Below are 519 nucleotides of genomic sequence, written 5' to 3' on the forward strand. Positions count from 1 at the left end.
TAATTTTCAATCGCCATTCTGGCTCCTTTTCTTTTTAATTTCTAGCAATATTCTTTAAATATTGGGCTAAGACTACCCATAAAATGAGACTAGCTAGCAAAATATAAATCCAAGCATTTGGTTCATTTGCAAACGGTAAGGGAACATTCATTCCGAAGAATCCTGTAATAACCGCAAGGATAGCTAGTAAGACTGAGATAATTGTCAAAGTTGTCAAATTATCATTTAGATTATTATTTAGGATGTTGTTGTAAGAGGCTGAGAGTTGTTGCAAAACTTGAGAAATCAAGTCTGTCATCGAAACCAACTGATGCGCTTCAATCATGGCATCGTCAAACTGTTCTCTCTCAACTTCGTTAAAACTGCGATAAAGGGCATGTCCTTGGATATGTTCCAAGAGGAGACGATTTTGTTTGGCAGCAGCAGTCAGGTAAACCATACCAGTTTCCAAGTCAGAGAGAGCAAAAAGATTTTTTTTAGTTGTTTTTTGACGAAGAAGTGCACTGATTTCATCCTTAC

Annotated in this window: 1 protein-coding gene; it reads right to left on the reverse strand. The window is 36.6% G+C overall.

Annotated elements, in window-relative coordinates; genetic code table 11:
- Positions 1-34: 34 nt before the first annotated feature.
- On the reverse strand, positions 35-519 hold a 485-nt coding region (locus GMD1S_RS11320; protein WP_000574479.1), incomplete at its 5' end, for a CorA family divalent cation transporter.

The sequence above is a fragment of the Streptococcus sp. GMD1S genome (assembly GCF_000296875.1).
Classification (GTDB): domain Bacteria; phylum Bacillota; class Bacilli; order Lactobacillales; family Streptococcaceae; genus Streptococcus.